The organism is uncultured Acidovorax sp. (genome assembly GCF_964021665.1).
In the GTDB taxonomy this organism is placed as follows: domain Bacteria; phylum Pseudomonadota; class Gammaproteobacteria; order Burkholderiales; family Burkholderiaceae_C; genus Acidovorax; species Acidovorax temperans.
Genome location: NZ_CAXIAK010000029.1, coordinates 1 through 26,175, shown reverse-complemented (window position 1 = coordinate 26,175; position 26,175 = coordinate 1). Strand labels below are relative to the sequence as shown.

22 protein-coding genes and 1 tRNA gene are annotated in these 26,175 nt (G+C 61.5%); 12 read left to right on the top strand and 11 right to left on the bottom strand.

The features are described from left to right. Positions 1-83 precede the first annotated feature (83 nt). Together AADJ04_RS08515 and AADJ04_RS08510 are read left to right on the top strand one after the other, a co-directional pair. Positions 84-160, top strand: a tRNA-Pro gene (locus AADJ04_RS08515). A gap of 190 nt (positions 161-350) precedes the next feature. Next, a complete protein-coding gene (locus tag AADJ04_RS08510; protein ID WP_341239349.1) occupies positions 351-1,124 on the top strand; it encodes a heparan-alpha-glucosaminide N-acetyltransferase in 774 nt (257 codons plus the stop codon). Positions 1,125-1,317: 193 nt separating this feature from the next. On the opposite strand, the gene AADJ04_RS08505 is transcribed toward AADJ04_RS08510, so the two are convergent. From AADJ04_RS08505 to AADJ04_RS08485, 5 genes are all read right to left on the bottom strand, one after another. Next, the gene (locus AADJ04_RS08505; protein WP_341239348.1) at positions 1,318-2,103 is read right to left on the bottom strand and encodes a peptidylprolyl isomerase; all 786 of its coding nucleotides are present in this window, start codon (positions 2,101-2,103) and stop codon (positions 1,318-1,320) included. A gap of 67 nt (positions 2,104-2,170) precedes the next feature. Further along, on the bottom strand, positions 2,171-2,431 hold the full coding sequence (locus AADJ04_RS08500) for a BolA family protein (RefSeq protein WP_044398423.1): 261 nt from the start codon (positions 2,429-2,431) through the stop codon (positions 2,171-2,173). A 24-nt stretch (positions 2,432-2,455) separates the two neighbouring features. Continuing rightward, the gene (locus AADJ04_RS08495; protein ID WP_044398425.1) at positions 2,456-2,995 is read right to left on the bottom strand and encodes a septation protein A; all 540 of its coding nucleotides are present in this window, start codon (positions 2,993-2,995) and stop codon (positions 2,456-2,458) included. 29 nt (positions 2,996-3,024) lie between these two features. Then, complete coding sequence (msrB, locus tag AADJ04_RS08490; protein ID WP_273623055.1) at positions 3,025-3,438, bottom strand: peptide-methionine (R)-S-oxide reductase MsrB; 414 nt, start codon at positions 3,436-3,438, stop codon at positions 3,025-3,027. Next, on the bottom strand, positions 3,435-4,925 hold the full coding sequence (locus AADJ04_RS08485) for a YdiU family protein (RefSeq protein ID WP_341239347.1): 1,491 nt from the start codon (positions 4,923-4,925) through the stop codon (positions 3,435-3,437). Before AADJ04_RS08485 ends, msrB begins: the two co-directional genes overlap by 4 nt. Before the next feature lie 165 nt (positions 4,926-5,090). Here AADJ04_RS08485 and AADJ04_RS08480 point away from each other — a divergent pair, with 165 nt between their 5' ends. The 10 genes from AADJ04_RS08480 (at position 5,091) to AADJ04_RS08435 (ending at position 18,650) form a co-directional block, all read left to right on the top strand. After that, positions 5,091-6,734: a 3-(methylthio)propionyl-CoA ligase gene (locus AADJ04_RS08480; protein WP_341239346.1), complete on the top strand. Its 1,644-nt coding sequence runs from the start codon at positions 5,091-5,093 to the stop codon at positions 6,732-6,734. Positions 6,735-6,862: 128 nt separating this feature from the next. Then, positions 6,863-8,095, top strand: a complete 1,233-nt coding sequence (locus AADJ04_RS08475; RefSeq protein WP_341239345.1) for a branched-chain amino acid ABC transporter substrate-binding protein — start codon at positions 6,863-6,865, stop codon at positions 8,093-8,095. A 68-nt stretch (positions 8,096-8,163) separates the two neighbouring features. After that, the gene (locus tag AADJ04_RS08470; RefSeq protein ID WP_341239344.1) at positions 8,164-9,117 is read left to right on the top strand and encodes a branched-chain amino acid ABC transporter permease; all 954 of its coding nucleotides are present in this window, start codon (positions 8,164-8,166) and stop codon (positions 9,115-9,117) included. A gap of 4 nt (positions 9,118-9,121) precedes the next feature. Next, a complete protein-coding gene (locus tag AADJ04_RS08465) occupies positions 9,122-10,447 on the top strand; it encodes a branched-chain amino acid ABC transporter permease (protein WP_341239343.1) in 1,326 nt (441 codons plus the stop codon). 2 nt (positions 10,448-10,449) lie between these two features. Beyond that, complete coding sequence (locus AADJ04_RS08460) at positions 10,450-11,235, top strand: ABC transporter ATP-binding protein (RefSeq protein WP_044398437.1); 786 nt, start codon at positions 10,450-10,452, stop codon at positions 11,233-11,235. A gap of 3 nt (positions 11,236-11,238) precedes the next feature. Beyond that, positions 11,239-11,934 carry an ABC transporter ATP-binding protein gene (locus AADJ04_RS08455; RefSeq protein ID WP_341239342.1) on the top strand — a complete coding sequence of 232 codons (696 nt, stop codon included), beginning with the start codon at positions 11,239-11,241 and terminating at the stop codon, positions 11,932-11,934. A 344-nt stretch (positions 11,935-12,278) separates the two neighbouring features. Continuing rightward, positions 12,279-13,919 (top strand): oleate hydratase, encoded by a 1,641-nt coding sequence (locus AADJ04_RS08450; RefSeq protein ID WP_341239341.1) that lies wholly within the window; start codon positions 12,279-12,281, stop codon positions 13,917-13,919. A gap of 194 nt (positions 13,920-14,113) precedes the next feature. Then, a complete protein-coding gene (locus AADJ04_RS08445; protein ID WP_341239340.1) occupies positions 14,114-16,213 on the top strand; it encodes a 3-hydroxyacyl-CoA dehydrogenase NAD-binding domain-containing protein in 2,100 nt (699 codons plus the stop codon). Positions 16,214-16,252: 39 nt separating this feature from the next. After that, positions 16,253-17,428 (top strand): acetyl-CoA C-acyltransferase, encoded by a 1,176-nt coding sequence (locus AADJ04_RS08440; protein ID WP_044398446.1) that lies wholly within the window; start codon positions 16,253-16,255, stop codon positions 17,426-17,428. A gap of 184 nt (positions 17,429-17,612) precedes the next feature. Beyond that, entirely contained in the window at positions 17,613-18,650 is a 1,038-nt protein-coding gene (locus tag AADJ04_RS08435; RefSeq protein WP_233146004.1) for an AraC family transcriptional regulator, read from the top strand. Positions 18,651-18,969: 319 nt separating this feature from the next. Here the strand turns inward: AADJ04_RS08435 and AADJ04_RS08430 are convergent, their stop codons facing one another. The 6 genes from AADJ04_RS08430 to AADJ04_RS08405 all read right to left on the bottom strand — a co-directional run bounded on the left by AADJ04_RS08430 (position 18,970) and on the right by AADJ04_RS08405 (position 26,012). Continuing rightward, complete coding sequence (locus tag AADJ04_RS08430; protein ID WP_067399871.1) at positions 18,970-20,400, bottom strand: NAD-dependent succinate-semialdehyde dehydrogenase; 1,431 nt, start codon at positions 20,398-20,400, stop codon at positions 18,970-18,972. Between the two features lie 31 nt (positions 20,401-20,431). Beyond that, positions 20,432-21,484: an alcohol dehydrogenase gene (locus AADJ04_RS08425; RefSeq protein WP_067399868.1), complete on the bottom strand. Its 1,053-nt coding sequence runs from the start codon at positions 21,482-21,484 to the stop codon at positions 20,432-20,434. Positions 21,485-21,624: 140 nt separating this feature from the next. Beyond that, a complete protein-coding gene (locus AADJ04_RS08420; protein ID WP_067399865.1) occupies positions 21,625-22,515 on the bottom strand; it encodes a transporter in 891 nt (296 codons plus the stop codon). 89 nt (positions 22,516-22,604) lie between these two features. Then, complete coding sequence (locus AADJ04_RS08415; protein WP_067399863.1) at positions 22,605-23,357, bottom strand: glucose 1-dehydrogenase; 753 nt, start codon at positions 23,355-23,357, stop codon at positions 22,605-22,607. Between the two features lie 36 nt (positions 23,358-23,393). Continuing rightward, positions 23,394-24,989 (bottom strand): NAD(P)/FAD-dependent oxidoreductase, encoded by a 1,596-nt coding sequence (locus tag AADJ04_RS08410; protein WP_341239339.1) that lies wholly within the window; start codon positions 24,987-24,989, stop codon positions 23,394-23,396. Positions 24,990-25,109: 120 nt separating this feature from the next. Next, on the bottom strand, positions 25,110-26,012 hold the full coding sequence (locus AADJ04_RS08405) for an alpha/beta hydrolase (RefSeq protein WP_067399857.1): 903 nt from the start codon (positions 26,010-26,012) through the stop codon (positions 25,110-25,112). Positions 26,013-26,175 lie beyond the last annotated feature (163 nt).

Genomic DNA, 26,175 nt, shown 5'->3' with positions numbered 1-26,175 from the left:
TCGTAATAGGCAGATTATGAAAAATTCAAAAATCTGTCTACAAAGCCAGAACCCGTAAAAAAACAGGTTAGAATACGAGCTGTCGGAGCGTAGCGCAGCCTGGTAGCGCATCTGCTTTGGGAGCAGAGGGTCGCGAGTTCGAATCCCGCCGCTCCGACCATTGTTCAAGGCCCTGCAACTGTGTTGCAGGGCCTTTTTACATTGGGCTTTTGGGGTTGTGTGCTTCAGCATCTACCGTCGTTCGGTAAGCATGCGCCTTTGCGCACTCGCTTTTTGTTGAATGCAGCTACGCTTGCGTTTTCAGCCGATGCCGTTGGCGCGCACTGAACTCGTCCGCTCTTGTTTGTCGCATGTCCCCACACTCGCCTATCTTGTCCCAAGGATCACCCCGTTACGCAGCCATTGATGCCCTGCGCGGCGCAGCCATGGTATGGATGACGGCGTTCCACTTTGGTTTTGATCTGGCCCATTTTGGGCTGTGGAACCAAAACTTTCGTATAGACCCTTTCTGGACGCTTCAGCGTACGGCCATCGTTAGCCTCTTCCTGTTCTGCGCAGGCGTTTCACCAGCTGTGGCAGTACATCATGGGCAAGACTGGACGCGTTTTTGGAAGCGCTGGACGCAAATCGCTGGGTGTGCCGTGTTGGTCAGTGCGGGCTCATATGCCATGTTCCCAACCAGCTTTATTCACTTTGGTGTGCTGCATGGCATGGCTGTGATGTTGATCGTAGCCCGCCTGACGGCCGGATGGGGCCCCTGGCTGTGGTTGGCTGGTGGTATTGCCCTAGGTCTGCCCACGCTAGCTGCGTATGCGTTGAGCCACGGCTGGGAGTCTTTGGCGCCTTGGCTGAATGGCCGTCCTTTGAACTGGCTGGGCTTGGTCAGTCGCAAACCATTCACTCAGGACTACGTGCCAGTGTTCCCTTGGCTGGGCGTAATGTGGTGGGGTTTGGCTTGCGGGCAATGGGTGCTGGCCCGGCGCCTGCATTGGATGCAGCGGCCTATGGTGGGGCTGTTTGTGCCTTTGGCCGTGTTGGGGCGGTGGAGCCTGAGCTACTACATGCTGCACCAACCCGTATTGATCGGGGGGCTGATGGCGTGGTTGTGGTTTGCTGGGCGTTGAGCACGCCATGCACAAGTCTTGGACAAATCGCTTTGTTTGTTGCAATGACGAAGCGAAACGATGCGGGGCTATTGCAAGATCCACACGGCGAATCTTGATCTCTTGAAATCTCGCGTGCGAGCGGCGTGCCCATAAAAAAACGCGGCCTTGGCCGCGTTTTTGAGCAAAGCGCTCCGTTGGGGAGCAATGCTTTTTACTCTACCTTTGCCTTGGCGCGCAGGTCTTCCTGGAACTTCACCAGCTTTTGCTGTTGCAATTGCTGAGCCACTTGGGGCTTCACGTCTTCCAGCTTGGGCAACTCTGCTTGGCGCACATCCACCAGGCGGATCACGTGCCAGCCAAATTGGCTCTTCACGGGCGTTTCAGTGATCTTGCCCTTTTCGAGCTTCAACAGGGCTTCGGTGAACTCGTTCACGTAGCTGGCTGGATTGGCCCAGTCCAGGTCACCACCCTTGGCGGCAGAGCCGGGGTCCTTGGATTGCTTCTTGGCCAGGTCTTCAAACTTGGCGCCCTTCTTCAGCGAAGCGATGATGGCCTTGGCGTCAGCTTCTTTTTCGACCAGGATGTGGCTGGCCTTGTATTCCTTGCCACCGTTGGCTGCCACGAACTTGTCGTATTCAGCCTGGATTTCAGCGTCGGTCACGGGGTTGTTCTTTTGGTAGTCGGTGAACAACTCGCGGATCAGGATGGTCTGGCGCGCCAGTTCCATTTGCGCCTTGAAGTCTGCCGAGCCTTCCAGGCCACGCTTTTGCGCTTCCTGCATGAAGATTTCGCGGGCAATCACTTCTTCCTTGATTTGGCCTTCGACGTCCGGGGTCACGGGGCGACCGGAGCGTTCCACTTGCTGGCGCAGCACTTCAGCGCGCTCCTTGGGAACGGCCTTGCCGTTGACGATGGCGATGTTCTGAGCGGAAGCGGGCAGGGTCATCGTGCCCAGCACGGCAGCGGCCACGAGGCCGGACAGGAGCTGTTTCTTCATGCGAAATCCAAAAATGAGAAATTGTTTGCGGCTGAGCGCCGGTCATCACCAAAAACTGCAGACCGCCTCAGAGAATTTCAATGGCGAGTGCGTGGACGCCCTGGTCAATAAATTCCTGCAACGCATCATACACAAGGCGATGCTGGGCCACGCGCGACTTGCCTGTAAAGAAAGGTGACGCGATGCGCACCCGAAAGTGGGTGCCAAAGTCGGTTCCGTTGGAGCCCGCGTGGCCTGCATGCGCGGCGCTTTCGTCGATCACCTCCAGGGCGGTGGTGGACAGGGTCTGCGCCAGCTGGCGGTGCATTTGTTCTGCAATCGAGGACATGGTGGGAGTAGGTAGAGCGGATTCTCAACGGGCGGGTTCGTCGCCCTTGATGTGGGGCGCGATGTAGAGACCTTGACCCACGAGGAACACGAGGGGGAAGGCATAGCCCCACAGTTTGAAGTCGACCCAGAACTCGGTGCTGAAGTTCATCACCACATAGGCGTTGACCGCCGACATGAAGGCGCAATAGGCAATCCATGCCTGGTTCAGGCGCATCCAAACACCGTCGGGCAGGGTTAGTTGGCTGCCCAGCAGCATTTGCAGGATGTTTTTTTTCATGCCCCATACCGCGATGGCCAGGGCCAGGGCCATGGCGCCGTACAGCACGGTGGGCTTCCACTTGATGAAGCGGTCGTCTTGCAACACCAGGGTGAGCGTGCCAAAAAGCAGGATCAGCACCAGAGTGATCTTGTGCATGGCCTGCAGTTTGCGGTCAATGGCGTAGATCAGTCCCATCTGCAGCACGGTGGCGGCCATCAGCACGCCTGTGGCGGTGTAGATGTTGAACATCTTGTACGCGCCAAAAAACAGCAGAATGGGGAAAAAGTCGATCAATATTTTCATGGGGCGAGGCCGCACGCAGGTGCGGCTTGTCAGGAGGCGTCGGGTTCAAAGTCCAGTGACGCGGAGTTCATGCAATAGCGCAGCCCAGTGGGCGCGGGGCCGTCTTCGAAAACATGGCCCAGGTGAGCCCCGCATTGTGCACACACTGTCTCGGTGCGCACCATGCCGTGGCTGCGGTCCACCACTTCGTGAATGGCGCCAGGAAGGGCCTGTGCAAAGCTGGGCCAGCCGCAGCCCGCGTCAAACTTGGTGTCAGAGTCAAACAGCTTGGAGCCGCAGCAAATGCAGTGGTAGCTGCCATCAGCCCAGTGGGCTTCGTATTTGCCGGTGAAGGGGCGTTCGGTGGCCGCGTGGCGCGTGACTTGCAGTGCCACGGGCTCTGCACCCTTGCTGCGCAGGATTTCTTGCCATTCGGCTTCAGATTTTTGGATCGGAAAGTTCATGATGAGCAACTGATGGAGATGGAGGATGCCCAGTCGGGCGGAAAGTCGGCATACGCCTCATGGCCAGGGTGCTCGTCAAAAGGGCGCTCCAGCAGGCGCTGCAGGGTGGCGAGTTCCGAGAAATCACCGCCCTTGGCTGCGCGTATGGCTTGTTCACCCAGGTGATTGCGCAGCACGAACTTAGGGTTGCTATTGAGCATCAAATCGGCTGCTAGCGCTTTATCCTCAAGCGCAAGCAGCTCTGAATATGATAGCAGCCAGGCGTCGAAAGCCGCTCGGTCGGCAAACAGGTCACGAACGGGTTCAAACTGCCCCTCGGCCACGGCATGGGACAGGCGGCGCCAAAAAATGGTGTAGTCCACGGCGTTTTGAGCCAGCAACTGCAGCAGTGGTTCCACCAGCGCTTCGCTGGGCGCCTGTGCCTGCGTCAACCCCAGTTTTTTGCGCATCTGCGCCATGAAAGCGTCGGGGAATACCGTCTTGTACGACTCCAGCGCGGCCAGTGCGGTGTCCTGGTCTTCGATCAGTGGCAGCAGCGCCTGCGCCAGGCAAAACAGGTTCCAGTACGCAATGTTGGGCTGGCGGTTGTAGGCGTAGCGGCCATGGTGGTCGCTGTGGTTGCAGATGTGGCCGGGAACGAACGCATCGAGAAACTGAAACGGCCCATAGTCCAGCGTGAGGCCCAGGATGCTCATGTTGTCGGTGTTCATCACCCCGTGGCAAAAACCTACGGCCTGCCACTGGGCCATGAGCTGTGCGGTGCGCTCACTCACGCTGTGCAGCAGTGCTGCGTAGGGGTTGCCGCCCCAGGGGCTGGTGGCCTCGGGGCTGCGGCATTCGGGGTAATAGCGGTCGATGACGTAGTCGGCCAGGGTGCGCAGCTGCTCTTCCTGGTCGTTGGCCGCAAAGTGCTCAAAGTGGCCAAAGCGCACAAAGCTCGGGGCCACGCGGGTGACGACGGCGGCGGTTTCCAGCTCCTCACGCCGCACCAGCCCAGGCGAGCCCGTGATGCACAGAGCCCGCGATGTGGGAATGCCCAAGCCGTGCATGGCCTCGCTGCACAAGAATTCGCGGATGCTGGAGCGCAGAACAGCCCGCCCATCGCCCATGCGGGAATAGGGCGTGCGGCCAGCGCCCTTGAGTTGGATTTCGTGCCCGCCAGCCAGCTCGCCCAGCAAAATGGCCCTGCCGTCGCCCAGCTGACCCGCCCATACGCCGAACTGGTGGCCGCTGTACACGCTGGCCAGCGGGGTAGAGCCTGCCAGCACCTGGTTGCCTGTGAGCGCCTGCAGGGCTTCTTCACTTTGATGCCACCCCTCGGGCAGCCCCAGCAGCTGCGCCACCGAATGGCTGGTTCCCACCCAGTGGGGGGATGGCAAGGGAGTGGGGCGCAGCTCGGTGTAGAAGTCGCTTCCCAGCGCGGCAAAGCCTTTTTGCCATGGCAAAGACAGAGAAGGCGCAGAGGGGCTGGGGGTGGAAAAACGCATGCGGCATTGTCTCGCAGCCGTCAAATTCCCCCATTTTCCGGGGCCATGCCAAGGGTGATGGCTGGGCGTACAGCAAGGGATTTCACGAGCCCCTTTGCGACACAACGGAGGGTCTGCGCGCAGTACGATGGCTGCTTTATCCACCACAACATCTTAGGAGCCAACATGCTGGGTTTGATGCAGAGCCAACCGCTGCTTATTTCGTCGATGATCGAGTTTGCCGAGCGCCACCACGGTGATGCAGAAATCGTCTCTCGCCGGGTGGAAGGCGATATCCACCGTTACACCTACCGCGACCTGGCGGCCCGCGCCCGCCGGCTGGCCAACGCACTGGATGCCCAGCAGTTGCAATTCAGCGACCGTGTGGCGACCCTGGCCTGGAATGGCTACCGCCACATGGAGATGTACTTTGGCGTGAGTGGCTCGGGCCGCGTGCTGCACACCATCAACCCCCGCTTGCACCCTGGCCAGATTGCCTGGATCGTCAACCACGCCGAAGACCAGGTGCTGTGCTTTGACATGACCTTCCTGCCGCTGGTGCAGGCGGTGCACGCCAAGTGTCCCACCGTGAAGCAATGGGTGGCACTGTGCGATGCCGACAAGCTGCCTGCTGATTCGGGCATTCCAGGGTTGCTGAGCTACGAGGCCTGGATTGGCGCGCAATCGGCGGATTACAGCTGGCCCGAGTTTGATGAAAACTCTGCATCGAGCATGTGCTACACCAGCGGCACCACAGGCAACCCCAAGGCGGCGCTGTACAGCCACCGCTCCACCACACTGCACGCCTATGCAGCGGCGCTGCCCGATGTGATGTGCCTGTCGGCGCGCGACTCGGTGCTGCCCGTGGTGCCCATGTTCCACGTCAACGCATGGGGGATTCCATATTCTGCGGCGCTGACGGGCTGCAAGCTGGTCTTCCCAGGTCCCGCGCTTGATGGCAAGTCGGTGTACGAACTGATCGAAGCCGAGCAGGTGACCTACGCCGCAGGCGTGCCCACCGTGTGGCAGATGCTGCTGGGCCACATGAAGCCAGCGGGGCTGACGTTCTCGTCGCTCAAGCGCACGGTGATTGGTGGCTCGGCCTGCCCGCCGGCCATGATCACGGCCTTTCAGGAAGGCTATGGCGTCACGGTGCTGCACGCCTGGGGTATGACCGAGATGAGCCCTCTGGGCACGCTGTGCACCCTGAAGAATAAGCACCTTTCCCTGCCCAAGGACGAGCAGATGAAGATCGTGCAAAAGCAGGGCCGCGCCATTTATGGCGTGGACATGAAGATCGTGGGCGGCGATGGGGAAGAACTGCCTTGGGATGGCAAGACCTACGGCGATTTGCTGGTCAAGGGCCCGTGGATTGTGGGCAGCTATTTCAAGGGCGAGGGCGGTGACCCGCTTATCAAGGATTCGCGTGGCCGGGGCTGGTTCCCCACGGGTGACGTCGCCACGATTGATGCCGATGGCTTCATGCAGATCACTGACCGCAGCAAGGATGTGATCAAGTCCGGCGGCGAGTGGATCAGCTCCATCGACATCGAAAACATCGCCATGGCGCACCCCTCCATCCAGATGGCAGCCTGCGTGGGCATGCCCCACCCCAAGTGGGACGAGCGCCCCATCGTGGCGGTGGTCAAGCGCCCCGGCACCGAGGTGACCCGAGAGGAACTGCTCGCGTTCTACGAAGGCAAGACAGCCAAGTGGCAGATCCCCGATGACGTGGTGTTTGTGGATGCCATCCCGATCGGTGCCACCGGCAAGATGCTCAAGACCAAGCTGCGCGAGCTGCTCAAGGACTACCGTCTGCCAGGACTTTGAAGCTTGCGTGACATGGGGTTTTTCCTTGGTCAGTCGCGTGTGCGATAGCTGCTAGGGGCAATCCCTGAGGGATCAGGGATTGCAACAAGGTACGCTGAGCCCTGTCTGATTCACAAGGAGACAAAACCATGAAATTTGCTATCAAGACCGTAGCGGCATCCGTCCTTTTGATGAGCGCTAGCGCAGTTTTTGCCCAACAGGGGCAGACCGTCAAAATTGCCTGGCTTGACCCTCTCTCGGGCTTGATGGCAGCCGTGGGAACCAACCAGCTTAAGAGTTTCCAGTTCCTGGCAGAAGAGTTCAACAAAAAGAACCCTGCCGGCGTCAAATTTGAAATCATCGGCATCGACAACAAGCTCAGCCCCCAAGAGACCACGAGTGCGTTGCGCTCTGCCATGGACCAGGGTGCACGCTATGTGGTGCAAGGCAATGGTTCAGGACCGGCTCTTGCCATCATGGACGCGCTGGAAAAGCACAACGCCCGCAACCCCGGCAAGGAAGTACTCTTCCTGAATTACGCTGCGGTGGACCCAGACCTCACCAACAGCAAGTGCAGCTACTGGCACTTCCGCCTGGATGCCGACACTTCCATGAAGATGGAAGCTCTCACGACCTACATGAAGGACCTGCCCGAGGTCAAAAAGGTCTACCTGATCAACCAGAACTATTCGCACGGCCAACAGGTGTCCAAGTACGCCAAAGAGATGATGGCCCGCAAGCGCCCTGATGTGCAGTTCGTAGGTGACGACCTGCACCCACTGGCACAGGTGCGTGACTTTGCCCCCTACATCGCCAAGATCAAGGCTTCGGGCGCAGACAGTGTGATCACCGGCAACTGGGGCTCTGACCTGGCTTTGCTGATCAAGGCCGCCAACGATGCTGGCCTGAACAACGTCAACTTCTACACCTACTACGGCTCCGTCTCGGGCAGCCCCACCGCCATGGGCGCCGCCGCTGCAGGCCGCGTGTACATGGTGGCCTATGCCCACATGAATCTGCCCGGGCCGCTGAACCAGATCGTGCGTGACTACAAGCAAAAGTTCAACGACGACATGTACACCGGCTCCGTCTACCATGCCTACACCATGCTTTCCGAAGCGTTTGTGAAGGCCAAGTCCACCGACCCCGTCAAGGTGGCGGCTGTGATGGAAGGTATGAAGTTCAACAGCTTCAACGGTGAAGTGGAAATGCGCAAGACGGACCACCAGCTCCAGCAAGGCCTGTTCATCTCCAAGTGGGAAAAGGCCGGCGGCAAGTACCCCATCGACTCGGAGAACACCGGCCACACCTTCGTGCCCGTGAAGTACTACGAGCCCTATGTGGCCAGCACGCCCACGTCGTGCCAGATGAAGCGCCCTTGAGTTCGGCCGCTTAGCTTCGAGGCCCGACGTACTCGGGCCTTTTTTTTACCCAGCATTGAAAAATTCCCATGAATCTTGAGTTTTTCGTGATCTCTTTGCTGAACGGCGTCAGCTACGGGCTGCTGCTGTTCATGCTGAGCTCAGGCCTCACGCTGATCTTCAGCATGATGGGTGTGCTCAACTTTGCGCACACCAGCTTCTACATGTTGGGTGCCTACTTTGCGTACACCATCTCAGGGGTCGTGGGTTTCTGGCCAGCGCTTGTCTTGGCCCCGCTGGTCGTGTTTGCGCTGGGTGCCGGGTTTGAGCGCTACTGCCTGCGCAGGGTGCACAAGTTCGGCCACGTGCCAGAGTTGCTGGTCACCTTTGGCCTGTCGTACCTGATTCTGGAAGTGGTACAGCTGGTGTGGGGCCGTTCCACCGTGCCTTATGGCCTGCCCGAGCAACTGCAGGGCCCGCTGTTCACGCTGTATGGCACGCAGTTCCCCAAGTCGCGCTCTTTCGTGATGCTGGTGGCGCTGTTGATGCTGCTGTCGGTGTGGCTGCTTCTCACCCGTACCCGCATCGGGCTGGTGATTCAGGCCGCGCTCAAATACCCTGAGATGGTGGAAGCCCTGGGCCACAACGTGCCGCGGGTGTTCATGATGGTGTTCGGCGGCGGTGCCGCACTGGCCGGCTTGGCTGGCGTGATTGGTGGCAACACCTACGTGACCGAGCCTGCCATGGCTGCCTCGGTGGGCTCCATCATCTTTGTGGTGGTGGTCGTGGGCGGCATGGGTTCGCTGGCCGGGGCGTTTCTCGCCTCGCTGCTCATCGGCATCGTGCAGACCTTTGCGGTGGCGCTGGACTACTCGCTGATCCACGCGTTCAAGATGATCGGTGTGGCCGTCACCGAGCAGACTTTTGGCTACCCCTTGCTCAAGCTCACCATCTCGCAGGTCGCGCCCATCTTGCCGTACCTGTTCCTGGTTCTGATCCTGATCTTCCGCCCCAAGGGCCTGCTGGGTACCCGGGAGGACTGACCCCATGAATGCATCCACCACATCATCGGCCGCAGGCCCTGTGTCGTACTACCGCTTCAAGCCCTGGAACATTGGGCGCTTCGTGATCTGGTCGCTGTTTGCGATTGCTCTCATCGTGGCGCCCATGCTGTTTCGCAGCAGCCTGGCGCTGACCATGCTTTCGCAAATCGGCTACCTCATCATCATCTGCCTGTCTTACAACATGCTGCTGGGGCAGGGGGGCATGCTCAGCTTCGGGCACGCGGTGTACACCGGGCTGGGCTCCTTCATCGCCATCCACGCCATGAACATGGCCACCAAGGGCTCGGCGGGTGTTCCGTTGGTGCTCATTCCTCTGGTGGGCGGCCTGGCTGGGGCGTTCTTTGCCATCTTGTTGGGCTTTGTGACCACCAAGAAGTCTGGCACCACCTTCGCCATGATCACGCTGGGTGTGGGCGAGCTGGTGGCCGCCATGGCGCTGATGTTCCCAGAGTTCTTTGGGGGCGAGGGCGGCATCACTACCGACCGCGTGTACGGCACGCCCTTCTTTGGCATCACCTTCGGCCCGGCCATCCAGGTGTATTACCTGATCGCTGCGTACTGCTTTGTGTGCACTGCAGCCATGTTTGCGTTCACGGGCACCCCGCTGGGCCGCATTTTGAATGCGGTGCGCGACAACCCCGAGCGTGTGGAGTTCATTGGCTACAACACCCAGCGCGTGCGCTACTTTGCGTTCATCATCGCGGGCTTTTTTGCGGGCATTGGCGGCGGCTTGGCCACCATCAACTTTGAAATCATCACCGGGGCCGACAGCCTGAGCGTGTTGCGTTCCGGGGGCTACCTGCTGTTCACCTTCCTGGGCGGGGCCACGTTCTTCTTTGGGCCCATCATTGGTGCGGTGCTGCTGGTGCTGGCTTCGGTGCTGTTGTCCGAGCTGTCCAAGGCCTGGCTCTTGTACCTGGGGCTGGTGTTCCTGTTCATGGTGATGTACGCGCCTGGCGGCATTGCCAGCCTGATCATGATGAACCTGCGCCTGGCCAAGTACGGCAAGCTGCGCCCCTTGTGGGTTTCGTACCTGGGCTTGGCTGGCACGGGCCTGGTGGGTGTGCTGGGTGCAGCCTGCATGGTGGAGATGACCTACCACCTCCAACTCAACGCAGCCGTGGGGCCCGAGATGAACTTCCTGGGTGCCACCATCAACGCCAAGAGCCTGACCAGCTGGTTTGGTGCGGGCTTTGTGCTGCTCACGGGTGGCGGGTTGTTTGAGCTGTGCCGGCGGCAGTTTGCCAGGCAGTGGAGTTCCATACAGGAAGAGATCGAGCATGAAATCAAGCGCGGGGAGGCTTTGTAACCATGGCGGCTGACAACGCAACCTACGCGCTGGAACTGCGCGACTTGCGCAAGAGTTTTGGCAAGACAGAAATCATCCGCGGCGCCAACCTGGCGGTGGCCCCTGGTGAGCGGGTGGCCATCATTGGCCCCAATGGCGCGGGCAAGTCCACGCTGTTCAATCTCATCAGCGGGCGCTTTGCACCCACCAGCGGCGACGTGATCTTGAACGGCCAGCGCATCAACGGCATGGCCCCGTACGAGATCAACCGCAGGGGCCTGTCGCGCAGCTTCCAGATCACCAACATCTTCCCCAAGCTGTCGGTGTTTGAGAACCTGCGCTGCAGCGTGCTGTGGAGCATGGGCTACAAGTACACCTTCCTGCGCTTTCTCTCGAACCTGGACGATGCCAACGAGCGCGCCAAAGAGCTGATGGAGATGATCAAGCTCGACAAGAAGCGTGACACCCTGGCCATGAATTTGACCTATGCCGAACAGCGTGCGCTGGAAATCGGCATCACCATCGCAGGCGGTGCTAACGTGATCTTGCTGGACGAGCCCACCGCCGGCATGAGCAAGAGCGAAACCACACGTTTCATCCACCTCATCAAGGAAGTGACCGTGGGCCGCACACTGCTGACCGTGGAGCACGACATGGGCGTGGTGTTTGGCTTGGCCGACAAGATCGCCGTGGTGGTGTACGGCGAGGTGATTGCATTCGATACGCCTGCCAACGTGCGCGCCAACCAGCGCGTGCAAGAGGCCTACCTCGGCTCTGCCGTGGCAGATGCGCAGGGAGCGGGACACTGACCTATGCTGAAAATTGACAACCTCCACGCCTACTACGGCAAAAGCCATGTGTTGCATGGCGTGAGCTTCGATGTGCAACCCGGTGAAATCGTGGCGCTGCTCGGGCGCAACGGTTCGGGCCGCTCCACTACCGCCAAGGCCATCATGGGAATGGTGGACTGGGAAGGCTCCATCCACTGGAAAGGGCAGGAGCTCCACGGCAAGAAGGCCTATGAGATTGCCCATCTGGGCCTGGGCTATGTGCCCGAAAGCCGCGATGTGTTCCCCAACCTGACGGTGCACCAAAACTTGATGCTGGGGCAAAAGGGCAATGGCAAAAATAGCCGTTGGTCGTTTGACGACATGTACCAGATGTTCCCGCGCCTCAAGGAGCGCCAGCACACAGAAGCGGGCGTGATGTCGGGGGGCGAGCAGCAGATGCTCACGCTGTGCCGCACCCTGATGGGAGACCCCGACCTCATCATCATTGACGAGCCGACGGAGGGCCTCGCGCCCAAGATCGTTGAGCTGGTGGGCGAGTATCTGCAGGCCCTCAAGGCCCGGGGAATCTCCGTGCTGCTCATCGAGCAAAAGCTCACCATCGCCATGACCATTTCTGACCGGGCCCTGGTCATGGGCCATGGTGCCATCGTGTTCCAGGGAACGCCCGACAGCCTGCGGGCCGACAACTACATCCGCAAGGAGTGGCTGGAGGTTTGAACGCCGGGGGTGATCCCCTGGCGTAGATCAGCCATTCCTTCTCGCTTCATCGATTTGTCACTGCGAGTGACTTCAAGCCTCGGCATCGCTGCCGGGGCTTTTTTTGTGATGCGTGCTTTTGTCTTGATCTGTGTCGGGAACTTGTTTCTTTGGCGCTGTGACGTCACGGGGGAGACTGCGGGTAGGTGTATAAATCTTCTGTCGCCAGCGTTAGGTTTTTTGCCAACGGGCGACTGGGCACCCGCAGGCCACGCAGCCACAGGGCGTGATCACCTGCTTGATCGCTCTGCAGCCCCTCTAGTGCTTTGCGGATGTTCAACTTACCCAAGGGACGTCAGAAACAAATGAAAAAGCACACCAAAAACTCATCTCCCGCCAACCCCCAAACCGCCCAGCTGTGGATCGTGGGGGGCGGCATCGCAGGCATGTCTGTGGCCGCCTTTGCCATTCGCGATGGCAAGGTGCCCGCCAGCCATATCCACATTCTGGAAGAAACGGGCATGCCTGGCGGCTCGCTCGACGGGGGCGCCGCGCCCAACGCGCCCGCCCCTCAGACCTGGGTGACACGCGGTGGCCGCATGCTGACCGACGAAACCTACCTGTGTCTGTGGGACTTGTTTGAGAGCATCCCGTCGCTGGAAGACCCCACGGTTTCTGTGCGCGAAGAGTGCCGCCAATTCAACGCCCACGTGCACACCCATGCCCAGGCGCGCCTGATAGATGCACAGCACGTCATTGCTGATGCCGAGAAGCTGGGCCTGTCGATGGGGCACCGCGTGCAGATGCTGCGCCTGTTGGCCCTGACCGAGGCGCATATCGGCAGCCGTCGCATCGACGAGTTCTTTGATGAAGCGTTTTTCCAGACCCATTTTTGGCGCATGTGGCGCACCACCTTTGCCTTCCAGAAGTGGCACAGCGCCATTGAGCTGCGCCGCTACTTCCTGCGCTTTGTGCAAGAGTTCTCGCGCATCCACACCCTGGCGGGCGTCAAGCGCACCAAGTACAACCAGTACGACTCGATGGTCGTGCCGCTGCAGCGCTGGCTGATTGAGCAGGGCGTGGACGTGCGCTTTGGCCACCGCGTGACCGACGCCACTTTTGCCACCCAGAGCGACGGCACACGCCGCGCCACGGCGCTGCAGGTGCAAGCGGTGCAGGGTGGGGTCGCCGTGGATACCACGCTGGACCTGGGGGCAGACGACCTCGCCTTCTTTACCCTGGGCTCCATCACCTCGGACGCGCGCTACGGCGGCAACGACGACGTTCCTGCCCTGGTGCGTGGCCGCGAGGACCATGGCTGGACGCTGTGGGAAAAGATCGCGCAGAAGGCCCCTGACTTTGGCCGCCCTGCAGCGTTCTGCGGCAATGTGGACGAGCACAAGTGGGAGTCGTTCACCCTCACCATGCGCGACGACCGGCTGCTGCAGCGCATCACCGAATACTCGGGCAACAAGCCTGGCACGGGCGCCCTGATGACCTGGTACGAATCTGGCTGGCACCTGTCGGTGGTGGTGCCGCACCAGCCGCATTTTCATGGCCAGGCCGATGGCACTTACACCTTGTGGGGCTATGGCTTTCAAGTGGACAACGAGGGCGACTATGTACGCAAGCCCATGTCGCAGGCCACAGGCCGTGAAATCCTCACCGAACTGATTCACCAGATGGGCTTTGACGACCTGCTGGAGCATGTGCTGGCCACCACCGACGTGACCACGGTGATGATGCCCTATGCCTCGGCCCTGTTTGCCTGCCGCGCACCGGGCGACCGGCCCCTGGTGTTGCCCGAGGGCTCGCAAAACTTTGCCTTCCTTGGCCAGTTTGTTGAGATGGAAGACGACGTGGTGTTCACGGTGGAATATTCGGTGCGCTGTGCGATGGTGGCTACGTACCACCTGCTGGGTATTGAGCGGGAGATCCCCGCCATCTACAACGGCATGCTGGACCCCAAAGTAGGGTTGCATGCGCTAGAGGCGGCCTTCCGCTGAGAGGGCTGCTTCGCTCCCTCGAACCAAGCCCCTTGCGAGGGGCTTTTTTTTGGATGGGGGCGCCGCAGTGCGGTGTTTCCCTTGCTTTGTCCCAAGCGGGACAAACAGACACGCTCTGTCACTGGCAAAGTCACCCTCAGCCACTACAATAAAATCGCACGACCGTTCTTTTTTACTTTGCAAGGGACAACAGCATGACCGCTGAATACAAAGTCCACGGCTCCATCGCCGTGATCACCATGTCGAACCCGCCCGTCAACGGGCTTGGTCTTGCCACCCGGCAAGGCATTGTGGACGGTTTGCAGCGGGCCAATGCCGATGCTGCCGTCAAGGCCATCGTCATCACGGGCGCTGGCGGTGCCTTCTCCGGCGGGGCTGACATCAAGGAATTCGGTACCGACAAGTCGATGCAGGAACCCAACCTGCACTCCGTCATCAACGCGGTGGAAAACTCTGGCAAGCCCGTGGTGGCTGCCATTCACACGGTGTGCATGGGCGGTGGGCTGGAACTGGCCCTGGGCTGCCACTACCGCGTGGGCGCCCCTGGTTGCCAGGTGGCCCTGCCCGAAGTGAAGCTGGGCATCCTGCCCGGTGCCGGCGGCACGCAACGCCTGCCCCGCGTGGTGGGTGTCGAGGCCGCGCTCAACATGATCGTGAGCGGCGAGCCCGTCAAGAGCGAAATGATCGGTGCGGTGCCCGGCCAGAAGCTGTTCGACAAGATGGCTGCATCGCCCGAAGCCCTGGCTGAAGAAGCCTTGGCTTTTGCGGCCAGCGTTGCCGATGTGCGCCCACTGCCCCTGGTGCGCAACCTGCCTTGCAAGCACCCCGAAGGCGACGCGTACTTCCAGTTTGCGCGCAACATGGTCAAGGGTATGGCCAAGAATTTCCCTGCGCCCGCCAAGTGCGTGGACGCCGTGGAAGCCGCCACCAAGCGCAAGTTTGCCGATGGTCTGGCGTACGAGCGCGAGCTGTTCATCAACCTGATGTGGACGTCTGAATCGCGCGCACTGCGCCACCTGTTCTTTGCAGAGCGTGCTGCCAGCAAGATTCCAGACGTGCCTTCTGACACCCCCAAGCGCGACATTCAAAAAGTGGGCGTGATCGGTGCGGGCACCATGGGTGGCGGCATCAGCATGAACTTCCTGAACGCAGGTATTCCCGTCACCATTCTGGAAACCAAGCAGGAAGCCCTGGACCGTGGCGTGGCCACGATCAAGAAGAACTACGAAGCCCAGGTCAAGAAGGGCAAGCTCAAGGAAGACAAGTACGCACAGCGCATGGCGCTGCTGAGCACCACGCTGAGCTATGACGACCTCAAAGACTGCGACCTCATCATCGAAGCCGTGTTTGAAGAGATGGGCGTGAAAGAAGCTGTGTTCAAGCAGCTCGACGCTGTGGCCAAGCCCGGCGCCATTCTGGCTTCCAACACGTCCACACTCGATGTGGACAAGATCGCTGCGTTCACCAAGCGCCCGCAGGACGTGGTGGGCATGCACTTCTTCAGCCCCGCCAACGTGATGAAGCTGCTGGAAGTGGTGCGTGGCAAGGAAACTGCCAAGGATGTGTTGGCGACCGTGATGGCCGTGGCCAAGAAGATCAAGAAGACCGCCGTGGTCTCGGGCGTGTGCGATGGCTTCATCGGCAATCGCATGATCGAGCGCTACAGCCAGCAAGCCGGCTTCCTGCTGGACGAAGGCTGCACGCCCCAGCAGGTGGACAAGGCCATCGAGAAGTTTGGCTTTGCCATGGGCCCCTTCCGCATGGGTGACCTGGCGGGCAACGACATTGGCTGGGCGATTCGCAAGCGCCGTGCGGTGGAACAGCCCGACATGAAGTACAGCAAGACGGCAGACCTGTTGTGCGAAATGGGCCGCTTCGGTCAGAAGACCGGCGCAGGCTGGTACGACTACCAGGCCGGCAAGCGCGACGCGATTCCGAGCGATGTGGTCAACAAGATGATTGAAGAACACCGCAAGACGCTGAGCGTTCCCCCCCGCAAAGTGTCGGACGAGGAAATCGTGCAGCGCCTGGTGTTCGCGCTGGTCAACGAAGGCGCCAAGATTCTGGAAGAGGGCATTGCCAGCAAGTCCGGCGACATCGACATGGTGTACCTGACGGGCTACGGCTTCCCCATCCACCGTGGTGGCCCCATGCACTACGCCAGCGAAGTCGGCCTGTTCAACGTGGTGCAAGCCATGAACCGCTTTGCCCAGAACCCCATGGACGACGCCAGCGCCTGGGCGCCCGCACCGCTCCTGGTCAAGCTGGCCGCTGAAGGCAAGGCCTTCCAGTAAGCAGCCGCTTGCACCGCATTACCGAATAAAGGAATTCACATGACATCCGCAGTGATTGTTTCCACCGCCCGCACGCCGCTTGCCAAAAGCTGGAAGGGCTCTTTCAACATGACTCACGGCGCCACCCTGGGGGGCCACGCCGTGCAGCACGCTGTGCTGCGCGCGGGCATCGACGGCGCTGACGTGGACGACGTCATCATGGGTTGCGCCACGCCTGAGGGCGCTACGGGCAGCAACATCGCGCGCCAGATCGCACTGAAAGCGGGCCTGCCCATCACGGCATCGGGCGTTACCGTCAACCGCTTTTGCTCGTCGGGCCTGCAGACCATTGCCATGGCAGCGCAACGCATCATCGCTGGCGAGGCCGATGTGTTCGTGGCCGGTGGCGTCGAAAGCATCTCCTGCGTGCAGCAAGAGATGAACCTGCACATGATCCAGGACCTGGCCTTGGCCAAGCAAAAGCCCGAGATCTACTGGAGCATGCTGCAGACCGCCGAGCAAGTGGCCAAGCGCTATAACATCGGCCGCGAAGCCATGGACGAATATGGCGCCGCCAGCCAGCAAAAGGCCTGCGCAGCCCAGGCCGCTGGCCTGTTCGATGCCGAAATCGCCCCCATCACCGTGACGGCCGGTGTGGCCGACAAGACGCTGGGCCTGATCACCAAGCAAGTCACGGTGAGCAAGGACGAAGGCACGCGTGAAGGCACGACGGTGGAGGCCATTAGCGGCCTGCGCTCGGCGCTGCCCGGTGGCCTGATATCGGCCGGCAATGCCAGCCAGTTCTCTGATGGCGCCGGTGCCTGCGTGGTCACCAGCGAAGAGTACGCCAGCAAGAAGGGCCTCAAGCCCCTGGGCCGCTTCCTCGGCTTTGCGGTGGCCGGTTGCGAGCCTGACGAAATGGGCATTGGCCCTGTGTTTGCCGTGCCCAAGGTGCTGAAGAAGCTGGGCCTTACGGTGCAGGACATCGACCTGTGGGAGCTGAACGAAGCCTTTGCCGTGCAGGTGCTGTACTGCCGCGACAAGCTGGGCATTCCGGCCGACCGCCTGAACGTGAACGGCGGCGCCATTGCCCTGGGCCACCCCTATGGCGTGTCGGGCCAGCGTCTCACGGGCCACGCCCTCATTGAAGGCAAGCGCCGTGGTGCCAAGCGCGTGTGCGTGACCATGTGCATTGGTGGCGGCATGGGCGCTGCGGGCGTGTTTGAAGTGTTGTAGTTGCTGACGACGGGTTGAAGCGAACACGCCCTGCGCAGGCCGGACGCCAGCCTTCCACAGTCGGGGGTGGAACGGCCTGCCAACGGGCGGCTTCAAGTTGACAACGCAGCTTCGTCGCGCTGTGTCGCGCAGAGGAGATGCCAAGGGTGCGCGCCGCTCGACCGCATGAAGGCCACGTCCAATCTTGCTCGTTCTCAGAGCGCAGTCCGCAAATGGGGTTAACCCCGATGTAGGCGCCGGTTGCTTTGATGAAAATCAAACCTTTGGCCTGCATATGGGCCTGCCGGAGTTGCTGTTTATGAGTCAACTTGTTGCGCCTGATGAAGTTCCCCGCTGGATACCCGGCCAGCTGACGCTTGACAGCGTGCCGGTCGGTTGGGATCAGGTGACGCTCAAGGGCTATCAGTACACGTCCCTTGACGTTGAAATTCCCTCCATGCGCGACTACATGCTCGTGCGTTACAAGTGCGATGACGCGGTCATGAGCCGGCGCGCAGGTGGCGCTTGGCGCAGCGAGCGGGTGGGGCGGGGCGTGTGTTCGCTGCTGACGCGCGGCGAGTCGTCTCAGTGGAAGTGGGACCGCCCGATTGACGTCACGCACATCTACCTGGCGCACACCGAGCTGTGCCGTGTCGCCGAAGAAGTTTTTGAGCGAAGCGTGAGTGATGTGGGCATGGAAGACTGCGTGCGTGCCCAGGACGACATCCTGCCCGGCCTAATGTCCGCCTTCGAGTCCGAGTTGGAAAGCGGCGGGCTTGGCGGCGGGCTGTACCGGTCGTCGCTGGTGAATCAGCTTTGCGTTCATCTGCTTCGCCGCTATGCCAAGGCCGGCGTGCGCGAGGTGCCGCTGGCCGGCCGCATGGCAGATTGGCAGCGGCGGCGCCTTGTGCAGTATGTCGAGGACAACCTGGATCGCAACCTCAAGCTCGATGAGATGGCGCGCGAGGCGGGCGTGAGTGTGTCCGGGCTGATCCGCAAGTTCCATGCAGAGTTTGGCTGCGCACCGCACGCCTATGTTTTGCGCCAGCGCCTGGAGCGCGCCCGGCGCCTGCTCAGCCGTCCGGTGGCTGTGCCGCTGAAGTGCATTGCCATGGACTGCGGCTTCTCCGACCAGAGCCATCTGGTGCGCCACTTCAAGCGGGCTTTCAAGCAAACGCCCGTGGAGTACCGCAGCACGGTGAACGCGGCGGCGCTGCGCGCGACCGAAAATTTCATCAACTGAGCGGCCTGCTGGTCAAACCCGACGATGGACGAGGTCAGGGTCCTCATCCATGTGGCACGCGCCAAGCGGGGCCTGGGGGCGATCTGTTGATCCGGCGGGATTTATTCGCCAACCCCGTTCGGGCTGAGCCCTTCGACAAGCACAGGTTGAACGGGGTTATGTCTCAGCAATAAACCGTGCAATATCAATAATTGACGAGTACCAATGTCAGCTGCCCGTTCGCGACACGCCCGCGCCGCCATGGGGTGCTGCTGGCGGGCAATGGCAGCCTGCGCTTCAGTGAGACTGCCCATTTTTGTGGATTGGCAGTCTTTGCGCCTTAATTGAGTTGCGACACGAACTTGGTGGTCAGGTAGCCGTCGAAGGTTTCACTGCCGCCCTCGCTGCCATAGCCGCTTTCCTTGATGCCGCCAAACGGTGTCTCGGCCAGCGCAAGCCCGATGTGGTTGATGGACACCATGCCGGCTTCCAGCCCGCGCGAGATCTGGTGCGCGTTCTTCAGTGACGTGGTGAAGGCATACGACGCCAGGCCAAAGGGCAGGCTGTTGGCGCGCGAAAGCACTTCTTCCACGGTCTTGAATCGCACCATGCCGGCCATCGGGCCGAAGGGCTCTTCGGTCATGAAGCGCGAGTCGTCGGGCAGGTCGGCCAGCACCGTGGGGGCGAAGAAGTTGCCGTCGCCTTGCAGCCGATGGCCGCCCGTTACGATCTTGGCGCCGCGCTGGCGGGCGTCTTCCACGAAACCCTCCATGGCAGCGACGCGGCGCGGTTGCGCCAACGGCCCCATGCGGTTGGTTTCAACCAGCCCGTCTCCGACCGCCAGTGCCTGTGCCCGCTGCGCAAATCGTTCGACGAAACGGTCATACACGCCGTCCTGCACATAAAAGCGCGTGGGGGAGATGCACACCTGTCCCGCGTTGCGGAACTTGAAGCCCGACAGCACGTCTGCCGCGCGGTCGATGTCCGCATCGTCACACACGATCACGGGCGCGTGGCCGCCCAGCTCCATGGTGCTGCGCTTCATGTTCGCACCGGCCAGCGCTGCCAGCTGCTGCCCCACAGGTGTGGAGCCCGTGAAGGAAATCTTACGCACGATGGGAGAGCGGATCAGGTAGTCCGAGATCATTCCGGAATCGCCCGACACCACATTCAGCACGCCCGGCGGCAAGCCGGCGTCATGAAACAGCTGGGCAATTGCCAGCACCGAGGCCGGTGTGTCGCTGGAACCTTTGAGGATGACAGTGCACCCCGCGCCAATGGCCGCGACCACCTTGCGAAAGGCTTGGCTGAACGGGAAGTTCCAGGGCGAGAAGGCCACGCACACGCCGATGGGTTCACGCAGCACCGTCTGCTGCACGCTGGCATCGCGGGGTGGAATGAGGCGGCCATAGATGCGCCGGCATTCCTCGGCATGCCACTCGGCGTGCTCGGCGCAGACCGCCACTTCGCCCACGCCCTCGGCCAGGGGCTTGCCCTGCTCCAGGGTGAGATTGCGGCCGATTTGCGGCGCACGTTCGCGAATCAATCCTGCGACGGCTTTCAGCACCTGCGCGCGCTGCATCGCCGTGCTGCTGCGCCACGACGCGAAGGCGCGCTGTGCCGCTGCCAGCGCCATGTCCAGGTCGGCCTGGGTGGCATGCGGCAGCTGGCCGATCACCTGGTTGTTGGCGGGGTTCAGTACATCCTGCTCGCGGCGGCCTTCGCCGCGCAGCATTTGTCCGTCAATGTAGAGGCTGAGTTGGGGATACATGGTGTGCTCTTTCAGAAACTCATGGGATCAGTCATGGGATCAGTACGGCACGCCCGATCACCTTGCCGTGGTGCAGGTCGTCAATGGCCTGGTTCACCTGGGCCATCGGGCGGCGCGACACCGGAATCGACTTCATGCCGCTGCGCTTGACCAGTTCCACCAGCTCTCGCAGTTCGGACAGGGTGCCGACGTAGCTGCCCTCGATGCACAGCGGGCGCAGCGGGATGGTCGCCAGCGAGATGGTCAGGTCACCACCCATAAGCCCGCAGATGACGATGTGTCCGCCGCGGCGGGCACTTTGCATCGCCAGCGAGACAGTCGGGGCCGAGCCCACCAGGTCCAGAATCTGGCCGGCACCGCCTTCGGTCGCCGCGATGATCTGGCTGGCCGCATCGGCCGCCTTGCCGTCGATCACCGACAGCGCGCCAGCGGCCAATGCGGCTTCGCGCTTGGCAGGGTCGATGTCCACCACGATGGCGCCTTTGCCTCCCAGGGCCTTGAGCACCTCGATGGCCATCAGGCCCAGGCCGCCGGCACCGATGATGACGACGGGCTCATGGTGGATGCCGTCGCCCAGCTTCTTGATGGCGCTGTAGGTCGTCACGCCCGCGCAGGCCAGAGGCGCTGCCTCGGCCTCGTCCAGGCCGTCGATGTTGACCAGGTAGCGCGGGTGGGGAACGATCACGTAGTCGGCAAAACCACCGGGGCGTGCCACGCCAAGGGCGCGGCCCTTCAGGCAGAGATTCTCGTCGCCGCGCAGGCAGGTGGGGCATTCACCGCAACCGATCCAGGGATGGATCAGGAAGCGGCCACCCACCTTGACCTCACCAGCGTCCGCACCGGCCGATACCACCTCGCCACAGATTTCGTGGCTGAGGATGATGGGCGGCTTGATGCCCCGGTCCGCCAGGTTCAGCCGCTTGCCGCCTCCCAGGTCGTAAAAGCCCTCCCAGATGTGCAGGTCCGTGTGGCAAAGGCCAGCGGCCTTCACCCGCACAAGCACCTCGGTTTCCACGGGCTGCGGAGTCTCACGCTCGACGAGTTCAAGCGGCTTTGAATGGTGCATCACGCAATAACAGCGCATGGTGTGTGTTTCCTTGAGTATCTGGATTTCAAAAAATGGCAGACGCTACATCGCAGCGGCCATCGCCTAATGGCAGCTTGCTATAACTGAGCCATCCAATTCTTCAGGCGGCCGTCGGTGCCCGGCGGCCGCCTGCGCGATCAATACAGCTTCAGCAGGCGCAGGTTGATCTGGTTGTTGGCCTTGAAGCCTTCGCGCACATGGATGTCGCGGCCATAGGTGGCGATCAACTGCAGGTCGGGCTGCATGAACCACGCGGTGCCCACGTTGAACTTGGTGGTGGACTGGCGGTTGTTCTGGTCCACGCCGCCCACCTTGGTCTCGCCACCGAAGGTGTGGAACAGGGCAGCGCGCAGGTCCAGCGTCGGGCTGAGCTGGTAGCGCAAATGGGTCTGCAGCTGGTACAGCGGCTTTTGCTTCATCTCGGTTCTGCCGCCCGCGCCGTTGTTGAAGTCGTCGTTCTTGCCAAAGAGCGTCACGTCACCGGCGTAGTCCCAGTGGATGCCGGGCGCCAGTTGCACGATGCCGCCAGCCTGCAGCGCAAACTTGTAGCGGTTTTCGCCCAGGCCCAAAGACTGGTTGCGGTCATACGAGCCGGTCGGCAGCCACAGGTAAGGCGTGATGGCGAAGTGGTTCTTGTCACCGGGTTTGGTGAACCAGATTGCGGACGCGAGGATCAGGTCGCCCACGCTGCTTTTCGAGCCCAGGCCCGCAATGTCGTCCTTGGCGCTGAGCCGGCCAAAGGGCAGCAGAAACTGCGGGTCGATGATGAGGCCGCCCACTTCCATGAAGCGCACACCGCGCAAGATGCCCACGGTGGAGTCCAGCTGCGGGTTGATCGCCTGCCGGTTGCCCTGGCTGTATAGCTTGTCGCGCGTGGTGTGCTGGCCATAGACCACCAGCGCGGTGGTGCCGGCCGGCAGCGGTGTGTAGTCACCGGCGTCAAGTTCGATGGCGCTGGCCGTGCCGGCCTGCGCGAGGGCAGCCAGTGCGGTGGCCAGGGGTGCCAGTCGCTTGAAAAATTGCTTCATTGGTTTGTCTCCTGATGGGGGTCTTGTGCTTGCAGCGACGCCCCGGACTACCCGCTCGCGGCTTGAGTCCGGCGCGTTGCGGTTGACGATCAATTGGCCGTGTAGCCGCCGTCAACGACCAGTTCTGCGCCATGCACGAACGATGATTCGTCCGAGGCCAGGAACAGCACGGCCTGTGACACCTCGATCGGTTGCGCGGGGCGCTTGAGCAGCGTGGGGCCGAGCAGTGCCGGGCGGATGACCGGGTCGTCCAGCATGGCCTTGGTCATCTGGGTCTCAATCACGCCGGGGTGCACCGAGTTGACGCGGATATTGAACGGTGCCAGATCCACGGCGCAAGACTTGGTGAACAGGCGGACCGCGCCCTTGGAGGCTTCATAGGCGCTGGCACCGGGGGCACCGACCAGGCCGTAAATCGACGACACGTTGACGATGGTGCCGCCGCCGGCCTTTTGCATCAGCGGCACCGCCGCACGGGTGCCGATGAACAGGCCGCGCACGTTCACATCGAAGACGCGATCCCACTCGTCGTTGGTCGTGTCTTGCATGGGCTTGAGGATCAGAATGCCGGCGTTGTTCACCAGCACATCCAGACGGCCTGCACGCTCTGTGATTTGCGCCAGCGCGGCGTTCCATTGGGCTTCTTGTGTCACATCCAGCTGCAAAAAGTCGGCCTTGCCACCGTTTTTGCGGATGCTGTCCACGGTGGCTTGCCCTTCGGCTGCGTTCACGTCGGCCACGAACACCCAGGCGCCTTGCGCTGCCAGCAGCTCGCTGTGCGAGCGGCCCATGCCCATGGCACCGCCGGTCACCAAAATCACTTTGTTTTCTACGCGTTTCATGTTGTCTCCTTGGTTGGTTTTTTAAAAAATGCGCATTTACTGGAATACGAAACCCTCGTAGCCCTTGTTTTGCACTGCAGACAGCTCTTGCCGGTAAGCGCCGAGGCCGGCCATGTAGAAATACACGGTGTTGGTTTTGCCCGGGATGTTGGCGCCAAAAATCCAGGAGTCGGCCTTGGGGAACAGCGTCATGTGGGCGATGTCGTGGCAGGTTTTGGTCCAACCGGCTTCGGCCTCGGTGGTGGCTTCCACGGTTTTCAGATCCTTGGCGTTCACATCCTTGATCAGCGCGGCAATCCACTCGACCTGGCTCTCAATCGACGGCGGCAGGTTGGTGAACGGGACGTTGGGGCCCAGCACCATGAACATGTTGGGGAAGTTGGCATTGGCCACGCCCATGTAGCTGCTGGGGCCCGATTTCCATTGCTCTTGAATCGTCAGGCCATTGCGGCCACGGATGTCGATCTTGGTGTAGTTGCCATCCACCGCATCAAAGCCGGTGGCAAAAATCAGCATGTCCAGTTCGTGCTCCACGCCATCGGTGGTTTTCACGCCCTTGGGGGTGATTTCGACAATCGGGTTGGCCTTGACATCGACCAGATCGACATTGGGCCGGTTGTAGGTGGCGTAGTAGCCGCTGTCGCACAAAGGGCGCTTGGCGTACAGGTCTTGCGGCATGAGCTTGCGCGCCGTCTCGGGGTCCTTGACGATTTCGGCAATCTTGCCGCGGATGAAGTCTTGCGCCGCCTTGTTGGCGCGCTCATCGGTGGCGATGTCGCAGAAGGTTTCGAACATGAAGCGGAAACCGCCGCCGTTGTCCCAGGCTTTCTGGAACACGGCCTGGCGCTCTTCTTCCGACACGCTCATGGCCGACACGGTGCTCTCCTTGAAGCCAAAGGCCACCACCGAGCCCTTCACCTGCTCCCAGATCTCGTCGTAGTTCTTCTTCACCTCTGCCACGTATTCGGGCGTGACCGGGCCGTTGCCCACGGGCACGCTGTACTGGGGCGAGCGTTGGAACACCGTCAGATGGCCCACCTTGGGCGCAATGGCGGTGATGACCTGGGTGCCGGTGGAGCCCGTGCCAATCACGCCCACGCGCTTGCCGTCGTATTGCACGCCTTCGGGCCAGTTGCCGGTGTGCAGCCACTCGCCCTGGAAGGTGTCCAGGCCCTTGATCTTGGGGACGTTGGTGGCCGACAGCAGGCCCAGCGCGGTCACCAAAAACTTGGCGGTGTAGGCCTCGCCGGTGTCGGTTTTCACTTCCCACAGGTTGGTGGTTTCGTTGAAGTGCGCGGCCGTGACGCCGGTGTTCAGCTGAATGTCGGGGCGCAGGTTGTAGCGGTCGGCCACATGCTCCAGATACGACAGGATTTGCGGCTGCGTCACATAGCGCGTGGTGATGTGCATCTCCTGCAGCAGCTCTTTATCCCACGAATAGCAGTAAACAAAGGTCTCGGTGTCCGACAGCGCGCCGGGGTAGCGGTTCCAGTACCAGGTGCCGCCCACGCCGCCGGCCTTGTCGAAGACGCGCACTTTCAGGCCCTGCTCGTCGCGCAGCTTTTTCAGCATGTACATGCCGCCAAAGCCGGCGCCGATGACGATTGCGTCCAGATGTTTGGTGTTTTTCATGGTGAGTCTCTCTAAGTTGCGGCCACAGCTGCGCCTGGCGGCGACGTAGTGGCCTGCGTTGTTGCAATGAGGAAAATTTCCCCAAGGCTCCTCGGCCTCGGGGTCTTGGCTAACTGGAGCTCAGGCGCCCTTGAACCACTGGGCAATGCGCCGCAGCTCGTCGTCGGCCTCGGGGGCGCGACCCGCCAGGAACGGGAAGACGTGCTGCATGCCGTCCACCACCGATAGCGTGACGTTCACGCCCGCCGCCTTGGCGATGCGCTCCAGGTCTTGCGCGTTGTCCAGCAGGGTTTCGGCACTGCCGGCGTTGATGTACAGGCGCGGAAAGCCCGTGTAGTCGGCCTTCAGCGGATTGGCCAGCGGGTCGGTGCGTGAGCCCTTCTCGCCCAGGAACATGCCCGACATGCCCTCCAGAACGGCCTTGCTGACCAGGGCGTCGGTGGCCGCGTTGGTCTGCAGCGTCTTGCCGACATGCTCCATGTCGAGCCAGGGCGAAAAGGCAATCACCGCGCCCGGCAGCGCCACGCCGTCCTGGCGCAGCTTCAGCACCGTGGAGATGGCCAGGTTGCCGCCCGCCGAGTCGCCGCTGGTGACGATGTCGGCTGCTTTGAAGCCACGCGCCAGCAGTTCTTTGTAGACAGCCGTCGAATCCTCGATCTGGGCCGGATACGGATGCTCGGGCGCCCGGCGGTAGTCGATCACCACCGCGGTCGCGCCCAGATGCTTGGCCAGGTGACCGGCCAGCTTGCGATGGCTGGCGGCCGAGCCCACGGCAAAGCCGCCGCCGTGCGTGTACAGGATGACCTTCTTGGTGTCTGCGCCATGGGGCAGGGCCCAGATGGCTTCCACGCCGGCGAGCACGTCCGACTTGTAGGTCACGCCTTCAGGCTCGAGCGTGGGTTGATGCCACTCGTCGAACAGGCTGCGCAGGTCGGCGAGGGTCATCGCGGGGTTGGCGGCCATGCGGTCTGACCAGGACTGGTACAGCGCGCGCAGAAAATCGGATTGGGGTGAAGTACCCATGCATGTCTCCTTCGGTTGTGGTGAGCAGCGACTGATTATTCGGAGGCATTGCCCTCCCGTATTGAAGGTCCTGCGCACGCGCGTTGTAGAAAATGCGCAGTGACGGATGGTTCTACGGGTAAACCCCCGGGATTTACGGAGCCAATGGCATTCCATTGCCACA

Excerpts from the sequence above, each read along its gene's own strand:
- AADJ04_RS08510 (WP_341239349.1), top strand. The coding sequence starts at position 351 with ATGTCCCCACACTCGCCTATCTTGTCCCAAGGATCACCCCGTTACGCA.
- AADJ04_RS08505 (WP_341239348.1), bottom strand. The coding sequence starts at position 2,103 with ATGAAGAAACAGCTCCTGTCCGGCCTCGTGGCCGCTGCCGTGCTGGGC.
- AADJ04_RS08500 (WP_044398423.1), bottom strand. The coding sequence starts at position 2,431 with ATGTCCTCGATTGCAGAACAAATGCACCGCCAGCTGGCGCAGACCCTG.
- AADJ04_RS08495 (WP_044398425.1), bottom strand. The coding sequence starts at position 2,995 with ATGAAAATATTGATCGACTTTTTCCCCATTCTGCTGTTTTTTGGCGCG.
- msrB (WP_273623055.1), bottom strand. The coding sequence starts at position 3,438 with ATGAACTTTCCGATCCAAAAATCTGAAGCCGAATGGCAAGAAATCCTG.
- AADJ04_RS08485 (WP_341239347.1), bottom strand. The coding sequence starts at position 4,925 with ATGCGTTTTTCCACCCCCAGCCCCTCTGCGCCTTCTCTGTCTTTGCCA.
- AADJ04_RS08480 (WP_341239346.1), top strand. The coding sequence starts at position 5,091 with ATGCTGGGTTTGATGCAGAGCCAACCGCTGCTTATTTCGTCGATGATC.
- AADJ04_RS08475 (WP_341239345.1), top strand. The coding sequence starts at position 6,863 with ATGAAATTTGCTATCAAGACCGTAGCGGCATCCGTCCTTTTGATGAGC.
- AADJ04_RS08470 (WP_341239344.1), top strand. The coding sequence starts at position 8,164 with ATGAATCTTGAGTTTTTCGTGATCTCTTTGCTGAACGGCGTCAGCTAC.
- AADJ04_RS08465 (WP_341239343.1), top strand. The coding sequence starts at position 9,122 with ATGAATGCATCCACCACATCATCGGCCGCAGGCCCTGTGTCGTACTAC.
- AADJ04_RS08460 (WP_044398437.1), top strand. The coding sequence starts at position 10,450 with ATGGCGGCTGACAACGCAACCTACGCGCTGGAACTGCGCGACTTGCGC.
- AADJ04_RS08455 (WP_341239342.1), top strand. The coding sequence starts at position 11,239 with ATGCTGAAAATTGACAACCTCCACGCCTACTACGGCAAAAGCCATGTG.
- AADJ04_RS08450 (WP_341239341.1), top strand. The coding sequence starts at position 12,279 with ATGAAAAAGCACACCAAAAACTCATCTCCCGCCAACCCCCAAACCGCC.
- AADJ04_RS08445 (WP_341239340.1), top strand. The coding sequence starts at position 14,114 with ATGACCGCTGAATACAAAGTCCACGGCTCCATCGCCGTGATCACCATG.
- AADJ04_RS08440 (WP_044398446.1), top strand. The coding sequence starts at position 16,253 with ATGACATCCGCAGTGATTGTTTCCACCGCCCGCACGCCGCTTGCCAAA.
- AADJ04_RS08430 (WP_067399871.1), bottom strand. The coding sequence starts at position 20,400 with ATGTATCCCCAACTCAGCCTCTACATTGACGGACAAATGCTGCGCGGC.
- AADJ04_RS08425 (WP_067399868.1), bottom strand. The coding sequence starts at position 21,484 with ATGCGCTGTTATTGCGTGATGCACCATTCAAAGCCGCTTGAACTCGTC.
- AADJ04_RS08420 (WP_067399865.1), bottom strand. The coding sequence starts at position 22,515 with ATGAAGCAATTTTTCAAGCGACTGGCACCCCTGGCCACCGCACTGGCT.
- AADJ04_RS08415 (WP_067399863.1), bottom strand. The coding sequence starts at position 23,357 with ATGAAACGCGTAGAAAACAAAGTGATTTTGGTGACCGGCGGTGCCATG.
- AADJ04_RS08410 (WP_341239339.1), bottom strand. The coding sequence starts at position 24,989 with ATGAAAAACACCAAACATCTGGACGCAATCGTCATCGGCGCCGGCTTT.
- AADJ04_RS08405 (WP_067399857.1), bottom strand. The coding sequence starts at position 26,012 with ATGGGTACTTCACCCCAATCCGATTTTCTGCGCGCGCTGTACCAGTCC.